Genomic DNA, 18,617 nt, shown 5'->3' with positions numbered 1-18,617 from the left:
GTACGGGCTCGAGCCGGAGACTACTCCAAAAGGCTTGGTGAGTGCATAAATGTCCGGGGCAATGGACGTGTCAGATCGCCGCAATCCAAGAGTTTAACATCTGAAAGATCATCAACTGGCGAGGGGGCGCCGTGCCGGTGCCCGGCATTGTCGCGGTCTGGCCGCGCCGGACAGCCCGGTTCTGGCTGGGGGGACGCCTTCGTGTTAAGCATGGCCCGTCCGTTTCCTTCGGGGTGCTCCACCCCGCCGCAGTCCGAGGTTCGCCGGTCCCTTGTCCAAGAAGCCTAAGCAGAAGCCGCAGCACACCGCCACCCTGCCGCTGGTGAGGCGCCTGGCCGGCAGTTACCTGCGGCCCTATATCGGCATGGTGCTGCTGGCCAGCATCCTCATCGCCATCAACGCCGGCAGCTCCGCCGTGCTGGCGCAGAAGCTGGTGCCCCTGATCGATGAGGTGCTGAGCGGCAAGAACCCCGGCTACCTGCGCACCTTCGCCATCATCGTCTTCGCCACCTTCGTTGTGCGCGGCTTTTCGGGATATTTCTCGGCCGTGCTGATGAACAATGTGGGGCAGCGGCTGGTGGCGGCGTTGCAGAAGCAGCTCTACAACCACCTGATCCAGGCCGACCTGGCCTACCTGCATTCCCTGCCGTCGGGCCAGCTGGTCTCCAGCCTGGTGAACGACGTGAACCAGGTGCGCCAGGGCACGGCGGAGGTGCTGACCAATTACGGCCAGAGCGTGCTGACCCTCATCTTCCTGGTGGGCGTGATGTTCCAGCAGGATTGGCTGCTGGCCACCATCTCGCTGACCGTGGTGCCCTTCACCACCGTGATGCTCAGCCGCATGACCGGCCGACTGCGCCGGGTGGCGGGGCGCACGCAGGCGGCGCTGGGCACCTTCGCCAGCATCCTGACCCAGACCTTCCAGGGCGCCCGCCACGTCAAGGCCTATGGCATGGAAGAGTATGAGATGCGGCGCGTGGCCACCATCGCCGACGATTTGCGCAAGCTGACCAACAAGTCGTTCCGCGTCTCCTCCTCCCTCATTCCCATCAATGAGGTGTTGAGCGGCGTCATCTTCGTCGGCGTCATCATCTATGGCGGGCTGGAGGCGGCGGCCGGCCATGCCACCGCCGGCACGCTGACCAGCTTCACCGGCGCCTTCCTGCTGGCGTTTGAGCCGCTGAAGCGCCTGTCCAAGCTGCAGACCCAGTTGCAGGTCAGCCTGGCCTCGGCGGAGCGGGTGTTCGAACTGCTGGACACGCCGCCCCGCATCGTGGATCGGCCCGGCGCCGGGGAGCTGGCCGTGGCCTCCCACGCCATCCGCTTCCAGGACGTGCGCTTCGCCTATCAGGACGGAACGGTGGCGCTGGACGGTGTCTCGCTGGAGGTGCCGGCGGGCAAGACCGTGGCCCTGGTGGGGTCCAGCGGGTCGGGCAAGACCACCATCCTGAACCTGATCCCCCGCTTCTACGACGTGACCGGCGGTTCCGTGACCCTGGGCGGCCAGGACGTGCGCGACGTGACGCTGGCCTCGCTGCGCAGCGCCATCGGCTTGGTCAGCCAGGAAACGGGCCTGTTCGACGACACGGTGCGCGGCAACATCGCCTACGGCCGCGTTGGCGCCACGGCGGAGGAGATCGAGGCCGCGGCCAAGGCGGCGGCGGCGCACGACTTCATCCTGGGCCTGCCCCAGGGCTATGACACGCGCGTGGGCGAAAATGGCGTGAAGCTGTCCGGCGGCCAGCGTCAGCGCATCGCCATCGCCCGCGCCATGTTGAAGAACGCCCCCGTGCTGCTGCTGGACGAGGCGACCTCGGCGCTGGACAGCGAGTCCGAGCGCCTGGTGCAGGACGCCCTGCGCCGGCTGCAACAGGGCCGCACCACCCTGGTCATCGCCCACCGCCTGTCCACCATCATCGACGCCGACCGCATCTATGTCATCGATGGCGGCCGGGTGGTGGAATCCGGCACGCATGACGAGCTGCTGGCACTCGACGGCGCCTACGCCCGTTTCCATGCCTTACAGGCTGGCGGCGGACACGGCGCGGTGGCGGAACTGGACGTGGCGCCGGCTACGGCGGCCGGCGCCCTGTCGGCGGCGGGCTGAGGGGCGGACGATGGCGGCCGGGGCGGTCACGAACATGGTCTTCATGGTCGTGTTGATCGCCCTGGTCATCGGCGTGGTCCTTCTCGGCAGCCTGTTGATGACCCTGTCCCGCGAGGGCGGGGCCGCCCTGTTCGTCCATCCGCGCCTGCCCGACCCCGGCGCCCCGCCGGAGGGGTCCGGCCTGCGCGCCGTCGCCTATGCCACCGCCGATGGCGCCACCTTGACCACGTGGACGGCGGAGCCCACGGGCGTCCGGCCCCTGGTCCTGATCCTGGCCGGCCCCGGACAGCGCCGCGCCGACCTGGCGGGCCTGGCGTCGGCGCTGGTGGCGCACGGCTATGGCGTGATGCTCACCTGCCGCCGCCCGGCCTCCCTGATAACGGGGGAGTGGGGGGAGGCGGCCCTGCTGGCCGATGCCCGCGCCGCCTTGGATCACCTGACGGCCCGGGGCATCTCCGGCTCCCGTCTGGTTGTCCTGGGCGTGTCGGCGGCGGCCGCCCTGGCGCTGCAGATGGCGTGGGAACGCCGGCCGGCCGCCCTGGTTCTGGCCGCTCCCCCGACGTCCGGGGCCGACCTGCTGGTTGGCCGCTGGCATCTGTCGCCCTTGGCCCGCATGGCCACCAATCCCCTGGCCGTGGCCCGCCGGTTGACGGTGGCGCCCCCCGCCTGCCCCCTGCTGGTGCTGCACGGCCTGGCCGACCGCAGCGTGCCGCCGGCCATGGGGCGGGTGGTGTTTCAAGTGGCGCCGGAGCCCAAGCAGGCCGCCTGGATCAAGGACGCGGGCCATGCCGACCTGTGGGACAAGGGCGGGACCGACGCCCTGCTGGACTTCCTGGCCGGCCGGCGGGGGCCGGCGCCGACGCTGGAGCAGGAGGCCCCCCGGCGGGCGCCCGGCCTGCCAGCCCTCAGGCCCTAATCGACCGACCGGCGCAGCCGGAAGGCGGGGGAGCCGTCGGCGTAATAATCCTCCTCCACCGAGGTCTGGTGAAAGCCCAGTCGGTGGTACAGGGCGCGCGCGGCGCCGTTCTCCGGATGCACCTCCAGCGACAGCCAGCGGTGGCCGGTGGCGCGGGCGTGGTCCAGGGCGGCCTGCATCATGGCCTTCGCCAGGCCCTGGCCGCGCCGTGCGGGATGGGTCGCCAGGGAATAGACGCGCAGGCCCCGGGTGCCCCGGCGGGACAGCAGCACCGCGCTGGCCGCCAAGGTGCCATCCTGACCATCAATCACCAGGATGCGGGCCGACGGCCGCTCCAGCAGGCGTTTGAAACTGCGCCGGCCCATGCGGTTGAACTCGAAGCACAGTGCCTCGAGCGCCAGCAGGGCCTCCAGGTCGGCCGGGGTGGCGGGCCGAGGGGCCGGAAAGGGGACCGGGGAAGGAGAGGGTGTCATCGTAAGGACCAAGGTACGGGAGGGGGCGTCGCGGGGCCTAATCAAAAACCCTTTATCTTCCGTCCCCGGCATTGCCATGGAGATTTAATGCGGGTCGCCCGGACACTGGGGACACCACGGCGGCCTTCGGTGCCGTGGCCTTTCCAGAGGAACGCATCATGGCACGCACCATCGTCATCGAACGCGGCCCCGGCGGCTTGTGGGCCGCCCACGACAGCGCCGGCCTCATCGGCGGTGTCTTCAAGGAGCGGCGGGCCGCGGTCGCCTTCGCCATATTCCAGCCCGACCGTCCCACCGTGCTGCTGCGCGCCGGCGGTGCCGGTGCGGGCCCCGGCGCCGGTGCGGCGCGGATGGCCGCCCCCCGCTTTCCCAGTAGCCGGTTTTAGGGGGAGCGGCGCCATGCCGGACTGTTCCCCAGCGGCTTCCAGACAGCGTGACCCCAACCCCGTTCCGGCCCGGCCTCCGGTGCTGGCCGGGACCGACCTGATCGTGGTGGTGGAACGGCGGCGCGACTTCCGCTGGCCCGATCCCGGCGGCCGCATCATGACCGCCGGCGCCTATGCCGCCGCCGGACCGGGGCGCCCCTGTCGCGTCATCAACCTCTGCCGTCATGTCGATTACCTGTCCGCCGGCTATTATACGTCCCTCTTGGCGGAGGCGCGCGGCGACCGTGTGACCCCCGCACTGCGCACCCTGGTGGATCTGGCGGATCGGCATGACCTGGCCGACAGCTTGGCCGATTTCAATGCCGGTCTTGCCCATCTCCCGCCCCCGCCTGCCGGCATCACCCAACACACGGCCAACATCTATTTCGGCCGGACGCCCGATGCGGGGCTGGGCGATGTCGCGGCCCGCCTGTTCCAGCGGCTGGACTGCCCCCTGATGCGGCTGACGCTGGTGCATGCCGAGGGCCAGGGCTGGCGTATCGCCGGCGTGGCGCCCTTGGGGCTCGACGCCGTGCCGCCGGCCCACGACGCGGTATTCATGAATGCGCTGGAGGTCCATGCCCGCCGGCGCTGGCTGCGGACCCGGGGGCCCGTGGCGCCGGCCTTCACCCTGGCGGTCCTGCACGACCCGGCCGACCCCCTGCCGCCCAGCAAGGCCGAAACGCTGGACCATCTGGCGCGGGTGGGCGCCGACCTGGGCGTGCGGGTGGAGGTCATCGGCCAGCGCGACTATCGCCACTTGGCGCGCTTCGACGGCCTGTTCATCCGCGAAACGACGGCCGTGACCCATCCCACCTTCCGCTTCGCCCGCAAGGCGGAGGCGCTGGGCATCCCGGTCGTGGACGACACCACCAGCATCCTGCGCTGCACCAACAAGGTCTTCCTGGCGGAGGCGCTGGCCGGCCACGGCGTGACCACGCCGCGCACCCGGCTGGTCACCCGCGCCACCGTGGCGGAGGTGGCGGCGTCGATGACCTTCCCCGCCGTGCTGAAGGTGCCCGATGGCGCCTTCAGCCGGGGGGTGGAGCGGGTAATGGACCCCGACGCCTTCCACCGCGTGGCCGCCGCGCTGCTGGCGCGGTCGGAAATCATCCTGGCGCAGGACTATGTGCCCACCGCCTTCGACTGGCGCGTGGGTGTGCTGGGGGGGCAGGTGCTGTTCGTGGCCCAATACCACATGTGCCCCCAGCACTGGCAGATCGTGCGCCACGGCGCCGATGGCAGTCATGAGGAGGGCGCCACGCGCGCCGTGGCCGTGGCCGACACGCCGCCGGCCGTGCTGGCCGCCGCGATGAAGGCCGCCCGGCTGATGGGCAACGGCCTGTATGGCGTGGACCTGAAACAGACGGCGGCCGGGGAGGTCATGGTGATCGAGGTGAACGACAATCCCAATCTGGATGTGGGCATGGAGGACCGCGCCGCCGGCCCGGTGCTGTGGCGTCGCGTCATCGGCCATTTCCTTACCGCTGCCGGTCGGGTGCCCATGCCCGGCAGCACCACCCTGGCCGCCACCGAGCATGCCGCCCTGGCCCGCTTGGCCGCGGTGCGGGCGGCGGTGGCCTGACGCCACCGCCGGCGGCGGGCTCCGCGATGGGGCCGCCCGGATGGGGCCACTTCGCTTTTTTGGTTGGAAGCGTGCGGGGGTGCGGGTATTCAAGGCGCTTGGTTTAACCGGCCCGTGGTGGGTGTTCCACCTGGGTCGCCTGTTTCCTGGCGGCGGCTTCCCTCATGGTGGGCCGCCCACGCGGGTTCCCAAGGACGTCGTACCCTATGCTGCGCTTTTCACCGCTCAAGTCCGCGTTGATCGCCCTGGTTTGTTTCCTGGGCGTGGTCTTCTCCCTGCCCAGCCTGATCAGCAAGGATTACCTGCCCGGCTGGATGGCCGACCGGCATGTGAACCTGGGCCTGGACCTGAAGGGCGGCTCCTACTTGCTGTTGCAGGTGGACAGCGACGCGGTGGCCAAGGCGCGCTTGGAAAGCCTGACCGATGAGGCGCGCACCGCCCTGCGCGCCGCCAAGATACAGGTCAGCGGCATCACCCCTGCCGGCCGGTCCATCGCCATCGCCCTGCCCGAAGGGGCGGACGTCGACGAGGCGCGCAAGGCCCTGGGCCCCATCGCCACCGCCACGACCGGTGGCGGCGTGCCGGAGATCGACCTGCGCACCGATGGCCAGACCATCACGCTGACCCTGACCGACGCCGGTTTCAAGGACCGCATCGACAAGGCGATGGCGCAGTCCCAGGAAATCGTCCGCCGCCGTATCGATGAGACGGGCGTGAACGAGCCGGTGGTGGCCCGCCAGGGCAGCGACCGCATCCTGGTGCAGCTGCCCGGCGTGGACGATCCCGGCCGTATCAAGAAGCTGATCGGCACCACCGCCAAGATGACCTTCCGCCTGGTGGTGACGGATGAGCCCATCCGTGCCGACGGCGCCGCCCCCCCGGGAACGCAGATCATGTCCGTCGCGGACGGCCGGGGTGATCGCAAGATCCTGGTGCGCAAGAAGGTGGAGGTCGACGGCGCCAACCTGACCGACGCCAGCCCCAGCACCGACCAGAACGGCCGCTGGGTCGTCAGCTTCCGCTTCGACAGCATCGGCGCCCGCCGCTTCGCCGAGACGACCACCAACAACGTGGGCAAGCCCTTCGCCATCGTGCTGGACGACAAGGTCATCAGCGACCCGGTCATCCAGGAACCCATCACCGGCGGCCGTGGCCAAATCGCCGGCAGCTACACCGCCCAGACGGCCAACGACCTGGCCGTGCTGCTGCGCGCCGGCGCCCTGCCGGTGCCGCTGACCGTGGTGGAAGAACGGACCATCGGGCCGGAGCTGGGCGCCGACAGCATCCACGCCGGCCTGACCGCCGTGGCCGTGGGCTTCGTCCTGGTCGTGGCCTACATGCTGATCAGCTACGGCATCTTCGGCGTCTTCGCCAACATCGCCCTGCTGTGCAACCTGTTCCTGACCCTGGCCCTGCTGGGCATCCTGCAGGCCACGCTGACCCTGCCCGGCATCGCCGGCGCCCTGCTGACCCTGGGCATGGCCGTCGACGCCAACATCCTGATCAATGAGCGCATCCGGGAAGAGTTGCGGAAGGGGGCGACCCCCCTGGCGGCGCTGGAGGCCGGCTTCTCCAAGGCCTACGCCACCATCACCGACAGCAACCTGACCACGCTGATCAAGATGGCCATCCTGTTCTCGGTCGGCACCGGGACCATCAAGGGCTTCGCCGTCACCATCAGCCTGGGCATCATGACCTCGATGTTCACGGCGACCGTGGTGGCCCGCGCCATAACCGCCAGCTGGTTCCGCCGCTTCCGGCCCAAGACGCTGACCGTGGGCACGCGCCTGCGCCCGGCGCCGGACCACACCAACATCTCCTTCATGCGCGGTCGCCACATGGGCATCGGCCTGTCGGTGCTGTTGTCGGTCGCCTCGGTGGTGCTGTTCTTCAAGCCCGGCCTGAACTACGGCGTGGACTTCGCCGGCGGCGTGGTCATCGAGATCCGCACCGAGGGCCCGGCCGACTTCGCCAAGCTGCGCTCCAAGATGGAAACCCTGCACCTGGGGCCCGTCCAGCTGCAGCAGTTCGGCTCTCCCACCGACGTGCTGATGCGGCTGGAGCAGCAGGCCGGCGGCGACGCCGCCCAGCAGGGGGCCGTGAAGGCCGTCCAGGACGAGCTGAACAAGGACTTCCCCGGCGCCGTCATTCGCCGCCAGGAAGCCGTGGGCGCGTCCGTCAGCGCCGAGCTGTTCCACGACGGCATGCTGGCCCTGGGCCTGGCGGCCATCGCCATGCTGGGCTACATCACCTTCCGCTTCGAATGGCAGTTCGGCATCGGCGCCGTGGTCACCATGCTGCTGGACGTGACGAAGACCGTGGGTTTCTTCGCCATCACCGGCATGCAGTTCAACCTGACCTCCATTGCCGCCATCCTCACCATCATGGGTTATTCGATCAACGACAAGGTCGTGGTCTATGACCGTGTGCGTGAGAACCTGCGCCTCTACCGCAAGATGCCCCTGCGGGAGCTGATCGACCGCAGCATCAATGAGACGCTGAGCCGGACCATCGGCACCTCGCTGGCCATCTTCCTGGTGACCGTGCCCCTGGCCCTGCTGGCGGGCGAGCAGCTGCGCGAGTTCGCCTGGGTGCTGCTGTTCGGCGTGGTGCTGGCGACCTCGTCGTCCATCTTCATCGCCGCCCCCATCCTGCTGTTCCTGGGCGAAAAGAGCCTGCGCCGGCCCGTGCCGGCCGACGGCTCCGCTGCCCCGGCCGCTCCGGCGGAGTAAAGGGCCGCATTTGGCTGCCGGTTGTCCAGGGCGCCGCCCATGGGCAACCGGCGTGCCAGAATAAAAGCGCAATAAAAACAGATGGTTGCAAAATCGCACTAGACAATTTTGCACCAAAGGCGGCAATAACCGCCGGGCACTGGGCATGAAATGCCGGGCCGAATTTGCCGATTCATTTGCACAGCTGTTCCGCATTGACGGCCAGTTCTGTAAAGAATCAATGATTACAGTTCGGTAAGGGTTGGTCCCCCGGTTGCGATGGCAGCCGATGCGCGCGTGCGCACCCCTTGGAGGGGGCCGGGGGAAATCCAAGGCGGCCTCGTCCAAGGTTTCTTCATCGGGGGAGACCTTAACCCATGAGCTCCATCGCCGCCTCGGGCTCCAGTCAGTCGCTGTACAGCGGCTGGCAGGCCCAATGGGCGTCGCGGACGCAGGCCTCGGCCGGCACCGACGACGCCAGTTCCTCAACCTCAACCACCGCCACCGGATCGTCCAGCGACGTCACCGCCGCCCTGTCGGATGGTGGTGTGGGCGCCCTTTCCGGCAGCCCCTTCGCCCTGCAAATGGGCGGGCTGTTGTCCCTACTGCAGGGTATCGACAGCGGTTCCGATTCCAGCGCCGGCAGCACGGCGGGTGGCCCCCAGTCGGGTCCGCCACCGGGTCCGCCGCCGGGGGATGGCGGCTCCGGCGACAGCGGCGGCACCAGCGCCAACGGCATGGACCCGCTGATGAGCCTGATGATGCAGACGGCTTTCGGCACGTCCGGCACCACCAGCACCGACGGCACCACCACCTTGACGGCCAGCGCCACGGCCAGCTCCACGGATGGCACGACCACGGGTGCGACAACGACCGACGGCATCTCCAAGCAGGCATTCGAGTCCGCCTTCGGCACCGGCACCGGGGCCACGGAACTGGCGGACAAGGTGTTCTCCAAGCTGGATACCGACGGCAACGGCACCATCAGCCAGTCCGAGGCGCAAAGCGCGTTGAAGCAGGCGGGCGGCGGCCACCATGGCGGCGGTCACCACCACCATGGCGGGGGCGGCGGTGTCGGCGGTCCGTCCTCCAGCCAGCAGGCATCCACCCTGCTGAGTGACACCAGCACGGACGACAGCGACCCGACCTCGGCCGCCAGCATCCTGGGTGCCCTGGACGGGACCTCATCGACCTCCACCGCCGGGGCCACCACCGGAACCTCCACCACCAGCGCCACCACCGCCTCGTCCAGCAGCGACGCTTCGGGCACCAGCTTCACCTTCAACGGCGTCACCATCGACAGCAGCACGATGCTGAGCGGATCGGCGCTGGCCTTCATGGCGCAGCTGCAGGGCCAGTTGGCCGCAGCCTGAGCCGGCGGCGCCGGCCCTTGAAACAGGGGGGCGTCCAACGCGCGCATGCGAACCCGCAGCGGCGGCATGAAATCATGCCCCGCCGGCGTTTCCTTGCCGTTCTGTCGGTGGGGCGATCGTCGCGCGACTGCCTGGAATGTCGCTTGCGTTCGGGCCCGGCGCGCGGCCGCGGGGTCGCGCCCTTGGGAAGCGCGGTGACCGGTTGGGGGAAGCCGTGGCCCAGGGTCCCTTGAACGGAGCGCAGCCCCCATGACCTCCATTTCCTCCCTGGGTTCGTCCCAGTCGCTCTACAGCGTCTGGCAGACCCAGATGGCGTCCGCAAACTCATCCGCCGACGCCACCTACACCGCCGACACCGCGACCAGCGGCACCACCGCCGCCTCCAGCGCGCCCAGCTTTCAAATGGGCGGCTTCCAGATGGATGGCGGTCTGCTGAGCATGCTGCAGGGCATCGGCGGCGACAGCGATGGTGATGGCACCGATGGCACCGCCACGACGGCCGCCTCCTGCGGCAGCGGCGGCTCGGGCGATGCCCTGCTGAACCTGCTGCTTCAGACCGCCAGTGGTACGTCCTCCAGCGGTTCCACCGGCACGGACTCCGCTTCTTCCAGCAGTTCCTCGTCAAGCAGCGCCACGTCCTCTGGCAGCGGCATCAGCGAAAGCGACTTCGAGTCCGCCTTCGGCAGCGGAACGGGCAGCAAGGAGTTGGCGGACAAGGTGTTCTCCAGCCTCGACACCGATGGCGACGGAACGCTGAGCCAGTCCGAGGCGCAGTCGGCGCTGGAATCGCTGTCGGCCGGCCAGGGCACCGACGGCATGGGCCCGCTACCCCCGCCGGGTGGGTTCGATATGGGCGACTCATCGTCGTCCGCTGATGGCAGGTCCTCGACCACCACCTCTAGCGACTCCGGCGCATCCACCAGTGGCACATCCACCAGCGGCACCAGCAGCATCACCATCGATGGCGTCACCATCGACACCAGCACGATGCTCAGCGGGTCCGCCCTGGCCTTCATGGCGCAGTTGCAGGGTTCCGTCGCGGCTTAAGTGCCAGGGGCACTCATGAAAACGCCGCCCAGCGGGTTGCCCCGGGGCGGCGTCTGGGCTTGCCGTCAAACCGGCATCAGTCCAGGTGCACCAGCTTGACCTTGCGGTTCTCCATCGCCAGGGCCAGCTTGCCATGCTTCAGGGCCAGGGCCTGCCGGCCGAACAGGTCGAAGCGCCAACCGGACATGGCCTGCACCTTGGCATGGTCGTCGGCGGCGATGGCCTCCAGGTCGGCGGCGTTGGCCACCAGGCGGCTGGCCACATCCTCGTCATCGCACACCAGCTTCAGCAGCACGCGCAGCAGTTCAACCGTCGGCGCGATGCCGGCCGGCAGCTCGGCGCGCGGTTCGGCGCGGGGCAGGGCGCTGTCGGGCAGGCTGCGCGCCTTCTCGATGGCCGCCAGGATTTCGGTGCCGTAACGACCCGCGGCCATGCTGGGGCCCAGGCCGCGCGTGCGGGCCAGGTCGTCCACCGTGCTGGGGGTGTGTGCGGCGATCTCCATCAGGGTTTCATCGCGCACCACGCGGTTGCGCGGGATGTCCTTGCGCTGCGCCTCACGCTCGCGCCAGGCGCACAGCTCCTTCAGCACGGCGATGAAGCGCGGCTTGTCGGTGCGCGGTTTCAGCCGGCGCCAGGACTCGTCCGGGTCCTGGCGATAGGTGTCCGGGCTGGTCAGGATGGCTATCTCGTCGGCCAGCCATTCCTCGCGGCCCGTCTTGTCCAGGCGGCGGCGGATCTTCTCATACGCCGGGCGCAGGTGGGTCACGTCCGACAGGGCGTAGGTCAACTGCCGGTCGGTCAGCGGCCGGTTGGACCAGTCGGTGAAGCGGCTGGACTTGTCGATGCGGGCGTTGGTCAGCTTGGTGATCAGCGTCTCATAGCCCACGCTGTCGCCGAAGCCGCAGACCATGGCCGCGACCTGGGTGTCGAACAGGGGGGCGGGCACGGCACCGGTCAGGTTGAAGAAAATCTCCAAATCCTGGCGGGCGGCGTGGAAGACCTTCAGCACGGCGGGATTGGCCAGCAGCGCGAACAGCGGCGACAGGTCGATGCCATCGGCCAGTGGGTCGATGGCGGCGGCCTCGTCGGGGCCGGCCACCTGCACCAGGCAGAGCTGCGGGTAGTAGGTCTTCTCCCGCATGAATTCGGTATCGACGGTGACGTAGGCGGCGGTGGCCAGTCGGTCACAGAAGGCGGAGAGGTCGGCGGTCGTAGTGATCAGCGTCATGGGGTTCTTCACATACTATAGCTAAGCGCGCGTGCATAGGGCCTGCTGCCCCGCCACCCGGGAATATGGCCAGGGCCCGCCGAGTCGGGAAGGGCGGGGTGGAGGCGCCCGCTTGTCCACAGGGCGGCGGCGGCGCGGCGCCGGAGCATGACAGCCATCCGCTCCCGGAAAATAGCAGTTTTGCTAGCGATACGGCGTCAACCGCCCCCCGGCGGGGCCAAGCCGCCCACAGCGGGTCGCTTGACACAATGCCGCAGCCCAAATATGCGAGTGATTATTAAAAACATTCGCATAAAAACAAATGGGGACCTCTGTGATGCGCACTCGCCTTCTGCTTTCCGCCTGCCTGTTCACCGCGCTGCTGCCCCTGGCCCTGCCGGCCATGGCCGCCGGCCCCGATGAGGCTGACGCCGCCGCCGAGGGGGGCAAGTCCGGCGGCATCCTGCCCGAGGTGGTGGTCAGCGCCGACCGCCAGGCGGCCATGGGGTACAACCCCAAGGATGCGGTCAGCGCCACGCGCATGGACATGGCCCTGCGCGACGTGCCGCAGACGGTGAACGTGGTGCCCCTGGCGGTGATGCGGGACCAGGGCGCCCTGTCGCTGCAGGATGTCATGCGCAACATCCCCGGCATCGGCCTATCCACCGGCGACGGCCAGCGCGACCAGGTTTCCATCCGCGGCTTCTCCGCCATCGCCGACCAGTACGTCGATGGCCTGCGCGACGACGCCCTCTATTTCCGCGACCTGTCCAACCTGCAATCGGTCGAGGTGGTGAAGGGCCCGGCCTCCGTCCTCTACGGCCGGGGCTCCTCCGGCGGCCTGATCAACCGCATTACCAAGAAGCCAGGCATCGATTTGGCGGAGGCGAGTTTCCGCTATGGCGGCTGGGATGACCGGCGGGGGGAGGTGGACCTGGCCCATGTGTTGCCCGATACCGGCGTCGCCCTGCGCCTGACCGGCGCCATCGAGGCGGCCGACAGCTATCGCCAGCAGCAGTTCCTGGACCGCAAGGCCTTGGCGCCCTCGGCGGAATTCAACCTGGATGAAAAGACCAAGCTGCTGGTCCAGGCCGATTATCTGGAGGACAAGCGCGTCACCGATTTCGGCATCCCGGCCTATCACGGCCTGCCGGTGGATGTGCCGCCCGGCACCTATTACGGCGCCGCCAACGCCCGCGACGCGGATTACAGCCAGTCCCGTGTCCGCTCCACCACCGAGACGTTGACGCACGAGGTGAACGACAGCCTGTCGCTGCGCAACGCCTTCCGCTACTACCGCTATAACCTGGACCGCCGCAACACGCTGGTCGGCTCGGTCAACGAGGCGGCGCGGACGGCGGCCCTCACCCGCTCCATCGTCGGCCGGTATGAGCACGGCTGGTTCAACCAGAGCGAGGCGGTGCAGAAGTTCAGCCTGGCGGGCATCGACAACCAGCTGCTGCTGGGGCTGGAGGTGGGGCACCAGACCAAGGACGCCATCACCTATTCCCAGGGCACGGTGGCCACTGTCGCGCTGTTCAACCCCGTGCTGCCGACCTTGAACCCCGGCACCTTCGGCACCGTCACCGCCAACAACCGCGGCCTGTTCGACACCACCGGCGTCTATGCCCAGGACATGGTGACCCTGCTGCCGGAGCTGAAGGCCCTGGTCGGCATGCGATTCGACCGGTTCGAGCAGCGCACGCTGCAGCATCTCGCCAACCTGGCCAACCTCAGCCGCACGGATAGGAACTGGAGCCCGCGCGCCGGCCTGGTGTGGCAGCCGACCGATGACAAGGCCGAGGTTGCCCAGTCCTATTACGTGTCGTGGAGCCGCTCCTTCCAGCCCTCGGGCGAGGCCTTCTCCGTGGCCGCCAACAACGCGGACATCGCGCCGGAAAGCACCCGCAATGTCGAGGTGGGCGCCAAGCTGGACTTCTGGCAGGGCCGGCTCAGCACCACCGCCTCGCTGTTCCGCCTGGAACGCAGCGGCATCAAGACCACCGACCCGGTGACGCAGAAGCTGCTGCCCATCGGCGTGCAGCGCACCGACGGGGTGGAGCTGACCGGCGCCCTGGACCTGTCGGACGGGTGGAAGGCCATCGCCGGCTATGCCTATCTGGATGCCCGGGTCACGGAGTCCGTGGCCAAGGACGCCGGTGTTCCGGTGCAGGGCAAGCGCGCCACCATCACGCCGCGCCACAGCACCAACCTGTGGGTGACCAAGGCCTTCGGCAATCGCTTCGGCTTGGGCGGCGGCATGAACTATGTCGGTGACCGTTACGCCAACCCAGGCAATACCGTGACGCTGCCGTCCTACGTCACGGTGGATGCCATGGCCTGGTACCGCCAGGGGCCGGTGACGCTGCAGGTCAACATCTACAACATCGCGGATGAGCGCTACATCGTCTCCGCCCATGGTTCCAACGCCAACCTGAACCTGCCGGGCAGCCCGCGGTCGGTCATGGGCAGCGTCAAGATCAGTTATTAAGGGGGACCAAGACGGCAGCACCCCGGTGCAAATGGGCCCGGCCGTCTTGACAATCCGCCCCCGTCCGGCCCTAGTGTCCGCCGGTCCGTCAGTCCCGCGTTTTCGCGGGCCGGCGGCGCTATTGCCCAACCCGCACTCGTCAAGGTCCGGCCCCATGCATCCCTATCGTTCCCACACCTGCGGCGCCCTGCGCCTGGAAGACGCCGGCAAGACCGTCCGCCTCTCCGGCTGGATCCACCGCAAGCGTGACCACGGCCAACTGCTGTTCGTCGACCTGCGCGACAATTACGGCCTGACCCAGTGCGTGATCGATATCGACAATCCCGGCTTCAAGGTGCTGGAGTCCGCCCGCCTGGAATCGGTCATCACCGTGACCGGCCGCGTGGTGGCCCGCACGGCCGACACCATCAACGACAAGCTGCCCACCGGCCATATCGAGGTGAAGGCGGATGAGATCGTGGTGCAGAGCCTGGCCGACCAGCTGCCCCTGCAGGTGAACTCCGACCAGGATGCGGGCGAGGATATTCGCCTGCGCTACCGCTTCCTGGATCTGCGGCGCACCAAGATGCACCGCAACATCCACCTGCGCTCCAACGTCATCGCCTCGGCCCGCCGCCGCATGATCGAGGCGGGGTTCACCGAGTTCCAGACCCCCATCCTGACCTCGTCCTCGCCCGAGGGTGCGCGCGACTTCCTGGTCCCGGCGCGCAACCACCCGGGCAAGTTCTACGCCCTGCCGCAGGCGCCGCAGCAGTTCAAGCAGCTGCTGATGGTGGCGGGCTTCGACCGCTACTTCCAGATCGCCCCCTGCTTCCGTGACGAGGACAGCCGCGCCGACCGTAGCCCGGGCGAGTTCTACCAGCTCGACTTCGAGATGAGCTACGTCACCCAGGACGACGTGTTCGCCGCCATCGAGCCGGTCATTCACGGCATCTTCACCGAGTTCCGCGACTTCACCGGCGTCGCCAAGACCGTCAGCCCCTATCCGTTCCCGCGCATTCCCTATGCCGAGAGCATGCTGAAGTACGGCAACGACAAGCCGGACCTGCGCAACCCGCTGGTGATCACCGACGTGTCGGCCGTGTTCCGCCGCGACGACGTGGAGTTCAAGGCCTTCCGCGGCGTGCTGGACAAGGGCGGCGTGGTCCGTTGCGTCAAGGCGCCGGCCGTGGGAGACAAGCCCCGCAGCTTCTTCGACAAGCTGAACGACTGGGCCCGTGGCCTCGGCGCTCCCGGCCTGGGCTACATCCTGTTCGAGAACGGCGCCGGCAAGGGCCCCATCGCCAAGTTCGTGCCGGAGGCGGCGCAGGTCGTGCTGCGTGAGCTGACCGGTGCCGTGGACGGCGATGCCGTGTTCTTCGTCTGCGACCTGGAAGGCCCCGCCGCCAAGCTGGCCGGCCAGGCCCGCACCCGCATCGGTGAGGAGCTGGACCTGATCGAGAAGGACGCCTTCCGCTTCTGCTGGATCGTCGACTTCCCGATGTATGAGAAGGATGAGGAGACGGGGAAGATCGACTTCTCCCACAACCCCTTCTCCATGCCGCAGGGCGGCCTGGAGGCCCTGACCAGCATGAACCCGCTGGACATCAAGGCCTTCCAGTACGACATCGTCTGCAACGGCATCGAGCTGTCCTCGGGCGCCATCCGCAACCACAAGCCCGAGATCATGTACAAGGCGTTCGAGATCGCCGGCTATTCGGCCGAAGACCTTGAGACCCGCTTCGGCGGCATGCTCTCGGCCTTCAAGCTGGGTGCCCCGCCGCATGGTGGTTCCGCCCCGGGCATCGACCGTATCGTCATGCTGCTGGCCGATGAGCCCAACATCCGCGAGGTCATCGTCTTCCCGCTGAACCAGCGCGCCGAAGACCTGCTGATGCAGGCCCCCAACGCCGTCGACACCGCGCGGCTGAAGGAACTGCACATCAAGTTGGACCTGCCCAAGCCCAAGATCACCACCGAGGCCAAGGAAGGCTGAGGCGGGGGACCGTCGCTTAGGCGGAGTGTTAAGACGGGCGGCGTCTGGAAGGGCGCCGCCCGTTTTGTTTTTGGTATCGGGGCTTGACCCTATCAGTGAGCTACCGGTCTTCTATCAGCGATGATGGGGGGCAAAATGCGCGCATGGCGGTGGGTGACAGTGGCTCTGGGCACGATTGTTTATTCAGGAGTGGCGCACGCTGGCCCCTCCACGGGCGTACTTGCCGTACCCAGATTCAGCATGTTTCTTGAGATGCTGGAGCAGATGCCGGCTCATATTGACATGGCCGATCCAGAGGCGATGATCGCATATCTTGGCGGTCTCCACGGCGCCGAGATATTCGAAAAGAGGGTCGCGTCATGCGGCTATAACCTGACCATGGAAGGCGGTGACATTACTGGGCTTGATAGCCTTTATTTTCGCGCATCTTCCACCAAAGTGGGTTGTGAAGCGCCCAACGGCCTAGGGCAGCCTCTGTATCAATTGGAAATACAACATTACTTTCCATTGCACCCACTAGGTGAGCCATTGGTGCGCAATTTCTGCGATTTAGATCTGGACGTTAGTAAAAGATACCACGGCGATAACAAATACGTTACGCCATATGCGCATGAGTGGGACTTCAGTGAAAAGCATGGGGCGGGTGACAATTATAATTTCTTTTCAGCGGGATCGATAAAATATTATATTAGGTTTGATCAATGGGAGGGGCTGTGCCCCAAACAAATTATCATAACCGCTTTTCTATCAACGATCGCAGATCAGATGGAAGTGCCACGTCACTAGGGGAATACTGCCTATTGCCAGTCTTCCAGGCGCAACCCCGGCACGCGTTGGAACTCCTGGGTGTTCTGCGTGACCAGGGTCAGGTCCCGCGCCAGCGCCTGGCCCGCGATCAGCACGTCATAGGGGCCGATGGGCGTGCCGGCGGTGGCCAGGTGCGCCCGGATAAGGCCCGCCTGACGGGCATCCTCCCGGTCGAGGTCCAGGATAGGGAAGCGCAGGGCCTCGACACGGGCCATGTTGTCCGCCGCGCGCTGGCTCTTGGCGGCGCCGAAGTATAGTTCGTGGGCGACGATGGCGGGCAGGCCGAAATCCTCCGGCCGGTATTGCCGCATCCGGTCCAGGAACGCGGCGTGTCCTTTCATCACCGCGATGACGGCGTTGGTATCCAGCAGGAACTTCACTCGAAGAAGTTCAGGGCTGGGCGCTCCTGCTCCGCCGGTCGTTCCGTCGCGGCCTTGGCGAAGTCCTCATCCACCGGCCCGATGACCTCCGCCAGCCAGTCCCAGCCGTCGGCGATGGGTTCCAGGATCACGGCGTTCCCATGCCGACGGATGCGCACCGTCTCACCCTCGAACCGGAAGTCCTTGGGCAGGCGCACGGCCTGTGAGCGGCCGGACCAGAAGAGCTTGGCGGTATCCATGGGGGCTCCGTTGATATCCACCAAAAATATATACCACACGGATGTGGGGGGCAAGGCTCACCCATGTCTGCCCCCTACACACCCCTTCCTCAGAGAGGGCTCAATCACAGGACCGTGACGGGGATGCGGATGGGATTGCCCTCGAGCTGGGCGCGGATGCCGTTCTCGCCAAAGGAAATCGTGGCGCAGACGACGTCGCGGGGCTTCAGGCCGAAGTCATGGGCGACGGAGAACAGGCAATAATACGACAGGTCGTAGCCCACGCCCGTTTCCGGCGCCTTGAAGCTGTCGGCGCACACCAGGAAGCCGCTGCCGATATCCTTGCCGGAACGCTCTTCGGAAAACAGGATCCAGCAGGGCGTATCCTGGGTCGGCATGTTTTCCAGCGTGAAGCCCAGGTCGATGATCAGGCCGCCGCCGGAGACATCCGCCTGCGCGTAGCCGACGCTGATGCTGGCGCTTCTGCCGATCCGGCCTTGGTGTCTTTTGATGGCGTCGATGGTCGCGTTCATGATTGTTTTCCTTCTGGGTGCGGCGCACAGGGCCGCCAAGGTGCCGGCTGCGGGGCAAAGCAGATTCCGGGCCACAACATTTTCCGAGGATTCATAAGGGCTTGCCGGTGAGCCCCTCTGTCCGTGCCGGTGTCCGACATGGTGGACGCGTCGGACATGCCCCATCCGGCCCGCGACGCCCGCGCTGTGGACGCCTGTCCCACGGGGCCGAACCCCTGCAAAACACTCAACGCGGCAGGGGCGTAACTCCAAACAACTCCACATGCCGGCCCTTTAGCCTGGATAATTCACCAGGGTTGGCGGGCATAGGCTAAGGCCCTGGAATCACGTAGGATTCGATTGCTGAGGCCGAACCTGCTGTTTCCGGAG

At 67.5% G+C, this 18,617-nt stretch carries 15 protein-coding genes; 10 read left to right on the top strand and 5 right to left on the bottom strand.

What is annotated here, in order from left to right:
- The first annotated feature begins 271 nt into the window (after positions 1-271).
- The gene (locus FBZ90_RS10970; protein ID WP_246130315.1) at positions 272-2,107 is read left to right on the top strand and encodes an ABC transporter ATP-binding protein; all 1,836 of its coding nucleotides are present in this window, start codon (positions 272-274) and stop codon (positions 2,105-2,107) included.
- A 10-nt stretch (positions 2,108-2,117) separates the two neighbouring features.
- A complete protein-coding gene (locus FBZ90_RS10965) occupies positions 2,118-3,023 on the top strand; it encodes an alpha/beta hydrolase (RefSeq protein WP_145732034.1) in 906 nt (301 codons plus the stop codon).
- Here FBZ90_RS10965 and FBZ90_RS10960 read toward each other — a convergent pair.
- On the bottom strand, positions 3,020-3,496 hold the full coding sequence (locus FBZ90_RS10960; RefSeq protein WP_186455737.1) for a GNAT family N-acetyltransferase: 477 nt from the start codon (positions 3,494-3,496) through the stop codon (positions 3,020-3,022). The two genes, FBZ90_RS10965 and FBZ90_RS10960, sit on opposite strands and share 4 nt — an antisense overlap.
- A 158-nt stretch (positions 3,497-3,654) precedes the next feature.
- Between FBZ90_RS10960 and FBZ90_RS27805 the strand changes: the two genes are divergently transcribed.
- The 5 genes from FBZ90_RS27805 to FBZ90_RS10940 all read left to right on the top strand — a co-directional run bounded on the left by FBZ90_RS27805 (position 3,655) and on the right by FBZ90_RS10940 (position 10,637).
- Positions 3,655-3,882 (top strand): hypothetical protein, encoded by a 228-nt coding sequence (locus FBZ90_RS27805; protein ID WP_186455736.1) that lies wholly within the window; start codon positions 3,655-3,657, stop codon positions 3,880-3,882.
- A 13-nt stretch (positions 3,883-3,895) separates the two neighbouring features.
- A complete protein-coding gene (locus tag FBZ90_RS10955; protein ID WP_186455735.1) occupies positions 3,896-5,506 on the top strand; it encodes a RimK family protein in 1,611 nt (536 codons plus the stop codon).
- 206 nt (positions 5,507-5,712) lie between these two features.
- Positions 5,713-8,238, top strand: a complete 2,526-nt coding sequence (secD, locus tag FBZ90_RS10950; RefSeq protein ID WP_145732028.1) for a protein translocase subunit SecD — start codon at positions 5,713-5,715, stop codon at positions 8,236-8,238.
- Positions 8,239-8,594: 356 nt separating this feature from the next.
- Complete coding sequence (locus tag FBZ90_RS27800) at positions 8,595-9,590, top strand: EF-hand domain-containing protein (protein ID WP_211101994.1); 996 nt, start codon at positions 8,595-8,597, stop codon at positions 9,588-9,590.
- Between the two features lie 249 nt (positions 9,591-9,839).
- Positions 9,840-10,637 (top strand): EF-hand domain-containing protein, encoded by a 798-nt coding sequence (locus FBZ90_RS10940; RefSeq protein ID WP_145732025.1) that lies wholly within the window; start codon positions 9,840-9,842, stop codon positions 10,635-10,637.
- Positions 10,638-10,713: 76 nt separating this feature from the next.
- On the opposite strand, the gene rnd is transcribed toward FBZ90_RS10940, so the two are convergent.
- Positions 10,714-11,865, bottom strand: coding sequence for a ribonuclease D (rnd, locus tag FBZ90_RS10935; RefSeq protein ID WP_145732024.1), 1,152 nt, complete (start codon positions 11,863-11,865; stop codon positions 10,714-10,716).
- A 316-nt stretch (positions 11,866-12,181) separates the two neighbouring features.
- Here rnd and FBZ90_RS10930 point away from each other — a divergent pair, with 316 nt between their 5' ends.
- The 3 genes from FBZ90_RS10930 to FBZ90_RS10920 all read left to right on the top strand — a co-directional run bounded on the left by FBZ90_RS10930 (position 12,182) and on the right by FBZ90_RS10920 (position 17,096).
- Entirely contained in the window at positions 12,182-14,335 is a 2,154-nt protein-coding gene (locus FBZ90_RS10930) for a TonB-dependent receptor (protein WP_145732022.1), read from the top strand.
- A 154-nt stretch (positions 14,336-14,489) separates the two neighbouring features.
- Positions 14,490-16,310 (top strand): aspartate--tRNA ligase, encoded by a 1,821-nt coding sequence (gene aspS, locus FBZ90_RS10925; protein ID WP_145732020.1) that lies wholly within the window; start codon positions 14,490-14,492, stop codon positions 16,308-16,310.
- 153 nt (positions 16,311-16,463) lie between these two features.
- Positions 16,464-17,096 carry a hypothetical protein gene (locus FBZ90_RS10920; RefSeq protein ID WP_145732018.1) on the top strand — a complete coding sequence of 211 codons (633 nt, stop codon included), beginning with the start codon at positions 16,464-16,466 and terminating at the stop codon, positions 17,094-17,096.
- 11 nt (positions 17,097-17,107) lie between these two features.
- On the opposite strand, the gene FBZ90_RS10915 is transcribed toward FBZ90_RS10920, so the two are convergent.
- From FBZ90_RS10915 to FBZ90_RS10905, 3 genes are all read right to left on the bottom strand, one after another.
- Positions 17,108-17,497, bottom strand: a complete 390-nt coding sequence (locus FBZ90_RS10915) for a type II toxin-antitoxin system VapC family toxin (protein WP_145732016.1) — start codon at positions 17,495-17,497, stop codon at positions 17,108-17,110.
- A complete protein-coding gene (locus FBZ90_RS10910) occupies positions 17,494-17,736 on the bottom strand; it encodes an antitoxin (protein ID WP_145732014.1) in 243 nt (80 codons plus the stop codon). Before FBZ90_RS10910 ends, FBZ90_RS10915 begins: the two co-directional genes overlap by 4 nt.
- Positions 17,737-17,840: 104 nt before the next feature.
- Positions 17,841-18,248 (bottom strand): hypothetical protein, encoded by a 408-nt coding sequence (locus tag FBZ90_RS10905; protein ID WP_145732012.1) that lies wholly within the window; start codon positions 18,246-18,248, stop codon positions 17,841-17,843.
- Positions 18,249-18,617 lie beyond the last annotated feature (369 nt).

This window comes from Nitrospirillum pindoramense (assembly GCF_007827955.1).
GTDB classification, from domain to species: domain Bacteria; phylum Pseudomonadota; class Alphaproteobacteria; order Azospirillales; family Azospirillaceae; genus Nitrospirillum; species Nitrospirillum amazonense_B.
Note: the sequence above shows the minus strand (reverse complement) of the source record. Positions and strands in the feature narration are given on the sequence as shown.